Source organism: Paracidovorax cattleyae, assembly GCF_900104515.1.
Taxonomy (GTDB): domain Bacteria; phylum Pseudomonadota; class Gammaproteobacteria; order Burkholderiales; family Burkholderiaceae_C; genus Paracidovorax; species Paracidovorax cattleyae.
Genome location: NZ_FNJL01000072.1, coordinates 1 through 5,682, shown reverse-complemented (window position 1 = coordinate 5,682; position 5,682 = coordinate 1). Strand labels below are relative to the sequence as shown.

Annotated in this window: 2 tRNA genes and 3 rRNA genes; all 5 read left to right on the top strand. The window is 51.7% G+C overall.

Annotation, left to right across the window (positions count from 1 at the left end):
- The first annotated feature begins 378 nt into the window (after positions 1 to 378).
- The 5 genes from BLR05_RS25345 (at position 379) to rrf (ending at position 5,629) form a co-directional block, all read left to right on the top strand.
- Positions 379 to 1,907 (top strand): 16S ribosomal RNA (locus BLR05_RS25345).
- 70 nt (positions 1,908 to 1,977) lie between these two features.
- Positions 1,978 to 2,054 (top strand) — tRNA-Ile (locus BLR05_RS25340).
- 31 nt (positions 2,055 to 2,085) lie between these two features.
- Positions 2,086 to 2,161, top strand: a tRNA-Ala gene (locus BLR05_RS25335).
- Positions 2,162 to 2,522: 361 nt separating this feature from the next.
- Positions 2,523 to 5,400, top strand: a 23S ribosomal RNA gene (locus tag BLR05_RS25330).
- 116 nt (positions 5,401 to 5,516) lie between these two features.
- Positions 5,517 to 5,629, top strand: a 5S ribosomal RNA gene (gene rrf / locus BLR05_RS25325).
- The 16S, 23S and 5S rRNA genes sit together here with 2 tRNA genes alongside, the layout of an rRNA operon.
- Positions 5,630 to 5,682: the final 53 nt, after the last annotated feature.

The following is a 5,682-nucleotide window of genomic DNA, read 5'->3' as shown; positions in this document are numbered from 1 at the left end:
TGCTGAGAGTTGCGCTGGTGATAAAAGCTGGTGTAGAATTCGAGGCTTCGCTGATCTGAGGTGCTGCAAGAGATTGCGGTGGTTGAGGTTGGTGGGTGGTTGGAAGCTGAAAGGCAAATAACCACAGAGTTTGACAGGACTTTAAAAAACCTGTTAGAATTCAAGGCTCCGCTGATTGCAGCGAGTCGAGAAGAAAAGAGAAAATCTGATCTTCTGGTTCCTTAAAAATATACAGCCGATAAGCGTGGGCGTTTGATGGCGAGTGCCAAGTTCTTCGGAACTAGTGCTTAGCACTACAAACGCTCATGAGAATAGAAGTGAAGTTCACTTCAATTCCGTTTTTATGAGTGAAGTCGAAAGACTTTAAATTTCAAGATCGAACTGTAGAGTTTGATCCTGGCTCAGATTGAACGCTGGCGGCATGCCTTACACATGCAAGTCGAACGGTAACAGGTCTTCGGATGCTGACGAGTGGCGAACGGGTGAGTAATACATCGGAACGTGCCCGATCGTGGGGGATAACGAGGCGAAAGCTTTGCTAATACCGCATAAGATCTATGGATGAAAGCAGGGGACCGCAAGGCCTTGCGCGAACGGAGCGGCCGATGGCAGATTAGGTAGTTGGTGGGGTAAAGGCTTACCAAGCCTACGATCTGTAGCTGGTCTGAGAGGACGACCAGCCACACTGGGACTGAGACACGGCCCAGACTCCTACGGGAGGCAGCAGTGGGGAATTTTGGACAATGGGCGCAAGCCTGATCCAGCCATGCCGCGTGCAGGATGAAGGCCTTCGGGTTGTAAACTGCTTTTGTACGGAACGAAAAGCCTTCTTCTAATAAAGGGGGGTCATGACGGTACCGTAAGAATAAGCACCGGCTAACTACGTGCCAGCAGCCGCGGTAATACGTAGGGTGCAAGCGTTAATCGGAATTACTGGGCGTAAAGCGTGCGCAGGCGGTGATGTAAGACAGATGTGAAATCCCCGGGCTCAACCTGGGAACTGCATTTGTGACTGCATCGCTGGAGTACGGCAGAGGGGGATGGAATTCCGCGTGTAGCAGTGAAATGCGTAGATATGCGGAGGAACACCGATGGCGAAGGCAATCCCCTGGGCCTGTACTGACGCTCATGCACGAAAGCGTGGGGAGCAAACAGGATTAGATACCCTGGTAGTCCACGCCCTAAACGATGTCAACTGGTTGTTGGGTCTTCACTGACTCAGTAACGAAGCTAACGCGTGAAGTTGACCGCCTGGGGAGTACGGCCGCAAGGTTGAAACTCAAAGGAATTGACGGGGACCCGCACAAGCGGTGGATGATGTGGTTTAATTCGATGCAACGCGAAAAACCTTACCCACCTTTGACATGTACGGAATCCTTTAGAGATAGAGGAGTGCTCGAAAGAGAACCGTAACACAGGTGCTGCATGGCTGTCGTCAGCTCGTGTCGTGAGATGTTGGGTTAAGTCCCGCAACGAGCGCAACCCTTGCCATTAGTTGCTACGAAAGGGCACTCTAATGGGACTGCCGGTGACAAACCGGAGGAAGGTGGGGATGACGTCAAGTCCTCATGGCCCTTATAGGTGGGGCTACACACGTCATACAATGGCTGGTACAGAGGGTTGCCAACCCGCGAGGGGGAGCTAATCCCATAAAGCCAGTCGTAGTCCGGATCGCAGTCTGCAACTCGACTGCGTGAAGTCGGAATCGCTAGTAATCGCGGATCAGAATGTCGCGGTGAATACGTTCCCGGGTCTTGTACACACCGCCCGTCACACCATGGGAGCGGGTTCTGCCAGAAGTAGGTAGCCTAACCGTAAGGAGGGCGCTTACCACGGCAGGGTTCGTGACTGGGGTGAAGTCGTAACAAGGTAGCCGTATCGGAAGGTGCGGCTGGATCACCTCCTTTCTGGAAAACAGCATTCAATATTGAACGCCCACACTTATCGGTTGTTGGAAGAGTCGGTGCTAACCGACATGGGTCTGTAGCTCAGCTGGTTAGAGCACCGTCTTGATAAGGCGGGGGTCGTTGGTTCGAGCCCAACTAGACCCACCAAATCTTCCGAACATAAGATGCGAGGATCAGTGGGGGATTAGCTCAGCTGGGAGAGCACCTGCTTTGCAAGCAGGGGGTCGTCGGTTCGATCCCGTCATCCTCCACCAAACGATATGCTCCGCGGTAGGGCGAAGAAACTAACACCAAAGCGGCTTCGCAAGAGGCCTCTTTGTTGTTGGTCCGGTATAGACCGGGTCAATCGGCTGTTCTTTAAAAATTCATAGAGTCGAATCAGCGTTGCCGGCGGAAAGCAGGAAACTGCACCGTGCCGTCGGCAACAATAATTTGATTGCGTCAAAACGAATGTTCAATTGAGCGAAAGCTGATTGAAATTCAGTAATGACGAATTGTTCTCGAGGTAGCAATACCGAAGAAGAATTCACATTACGGCATAACGCGCGAGGTGAAAGACCTCGCAAGTCCTTGAAAGAAAGCGGAGATGTCTCGCAAGAGATGTCAAAGTTATAGGGTCAAGTGACTAAGAGCATGTGGTGGATGCCTTGGCGATGATAGGCGACGAAAGACGTGATAGCCTGCGATAAGCTTCGGGGAGCTGGCAAATAAGCTTTGATCCGGAGATTTCTGAATGGGGAAACCCACCTCGCGAGAGGTATCGCATGATGAATACATAGTCATGCGAGGCGAACCGGGTGAACTGAAACATCTCAGTAGCTCGAGGAAAAGACATCAACCGAGATTCCGAAAGTAGTGGCGAGCGAAATCGGAGGAGCCTTCTAGTGATAGCACGACTGTTAACAAAACGGAATGGAAAGTCCGGCCATAGTAGGTGATAGCCCTGTATGTGAAAACAGACGTGTGGTACTAAGCTGGAGAAAAGTAGGGCGGGGCACGAGAAACCCTGTCTGAATATGGGGGGACCATCCTCCAAGGCTAAATACTCATCATCGACCGATAGTGAACAAGTACCGTGAGGGAAAGGCGAAAAGAACCCCGGGAGGGGAGTGAAATAGATCCTGAAACCGCATGCTTACAAAAAGTAGGAGCCCGCAAGGGTGACTGCGTACCTTTTGTATAATGGGTCAGCGACTTACATTCAGTGGCAAGGTTAACCGAATAGGGAAGCCGTAGAGAAATCGAGTCCGAATAGGGCGTCCAGTCGCTGGGTGTAGACCCGAAACCAAGTGATCTATCCATGGCCAGGATGAAGGTGCCGTAACAGGTACTGGAGGTCCGAACCGACTAGTGTTGCAAAACTAGCGGATGAGCTGTGGATAGGGGTGAAAGGCTAAACAAACTTGGAAATAGCTGGTTCTCTCCGAAAACTATTTAGGTAGTGCCTCAAGTATTACCTTCGGGGGTAGAGCACTGTTTTGGCTAGGGGGTCATGGCGACTTACCAAACCAAGGCAAACTCCGAATACCGAAGAGTAGAGCTTGGGAGACAGAGCACCGGGTGCTAACGTCCGGACTCAAGAGGGAAACAACCCAGACCGCCAGCTAAGGTCCCTAAAATTGGCTAAGTGGGAAACGAAGTGGGAAGGCTAAAACAGTCAGGATGTTGGCTTAGAAGCAGCCATCATTTAAAGAAAGCGTAATAGCTCACTGATCGAGTCGTCCTGCGCGGAAGATGTAACGGGGCTAAGCCAGTTACCGAAGCTGCGGATGCACAGTTTACTGTGCGTGGTAGGAGAGCGTTCTGTAAGCCTGTGAAGGTGTCTGGTAACGGATGCTGGAGGTATCAGAAGTGCGAATGCTGACATGAGTAGCGTTAAAGGGGGTGAAAAGCCCCCTCGCCGTAAGCGCAAGGTTTTCTACGCAACGTTCATCGGCGTAGAGTGAGTCGGCCCCTAAGGCGAGGCAGAGATGCGTAGTTGATGGGAAACAGGTCAATATTCCTGTACCGATGTGTAGTGCGATGTGGGGACGGAGAAGGTTAGCTCAGCCAACTGTTGGATATGTTGGTTCAAGCCTGTAGTCGTGCCCGGTAGGCAAATCCGCCGGGCTTAGATGAGGGGTGATAACGAGTCTGCTTGCAGACGAAGTGAGTGATACCCTGCTTCCAGGAAAAGCCACTAAGCTTCAGCTACACACGACCGTACCGCAAACCGACACTGGTGCGCGAGATGAGTATTCTAAGGCGCTTGAGAGAACTCAGGAGAAGGAACTCGGCAAATTGATACCGTAACTTCGGGAGAAGGTATGCCGCAAGTAGGTGAACTTGTACAAAGGGAGCCCAAAGCGGTTGCAAAAAATCGGTGGCTGCGACTGTTTAATAAAAACACAGCACTCTGCAAACACGAAAGTGGACGTATAGGGTGTGACGCCTGCCCGGTGCTGGAAGATTAAATGATGGGGTGCAAGCTCTTGATTGAAGTCCCAGTAAACGGCGGCCGTAACTATAACGGTCCTAAGGTAGCGAAATTCCTTGTCGGGTAAGTTCCGACCTGCACGAATGGCGTAACGATGGCCACACTGTCTCCTCCTGAGACTCAGCGAAGTTGAAATGTTTGTGATGATGCAATCTCCCCGCGGAAAGACGGAAAGACCCCATGAACCTTTACTGTAGCTTTGTATTGGACTTTGAACGGATCTGTGTAGGATAGGTGGGAGGCTTTGAAGTGAGGACGCTAGTTCTCATGGAGCCAACGTTGAAATACCACCCTGGTGCGTTTGAGGTTCTAACCTAGGTCCCTTATCGGGATCGGGGACAGTGCATGGTAGGCAGTTTGACTGGGGCGGTCTCCTCCCAAAGCGTAACGGAGGAGTTCGAAGGTACGCTAGGTACGGTCGGACATCGTGCTAATAGTGCAATGGCATAAGCGTGCTTAACTGCGAGACTGACAAGTCGAGCAGATGCGAAAGCAGGACATAGTGATCCGGTGGTTCTGTATGGAAGGGCCATCGCTCAACGGATAAAAGGTACTCTGGGGATAACAGGCTGATACCGCCCAAGAGTTCATATCGACGGCGGTGTTTGGCACCTCGATGTCGGCTCATCTCATCCTGGGGCTGTAGCCGGTCCCAAGGGTATGGCTGTTCGCCATTTAAAGAGGTACGTGAGCTGGGTTTAAAACGTCGTGAGACAGTTTGGTCCCTATCTTCCGTGGGCGCTGCAGATTTGAGGAAGCCTGCTCCTAGTACGAGAGGACCGGAGTGGACACACCTCTGGTGTATCGGTTGTCACGCCAGTGGCATTGCCGAGTAGCTAAGTGTGGAAGAGATAACCGCTGAAAGCATCTAAGCGGGAAACTCGTTTCAAGATGAGATCTGCCGGGGCCTTGAGCCCCCTGAAGAGTCGTTCAAGACCAGGACGTTGATAGGCTGGGTGTGGAAGGCGTGCAAGCGCTTAAGCTAACCAGTACTAATTGCTCGTGCGGCTTGACCCTATAACTTTGACAACACCGTCAAGGTTGTTATGCCAAGTGACGCAATCAAACAAACAAGCTGATTCGCTCTATGAATTCGCCGTCCTGACCACAAACCAGGACAGCAACCCTTTATGCCTGATGACCATAGCAAGTTGGTCCCACTCCTTCCCATCCCGAACAGGACAGTGAAACGACTTTGCGCCGATGATAGTGCGGGTTCCCGTGTGAAAGTAGGTCATCGTCAGGCTCCTACAGCCCAATCCGCCCTCAGATCTTCATCGGTCTGAGGGCGTTTTGCTT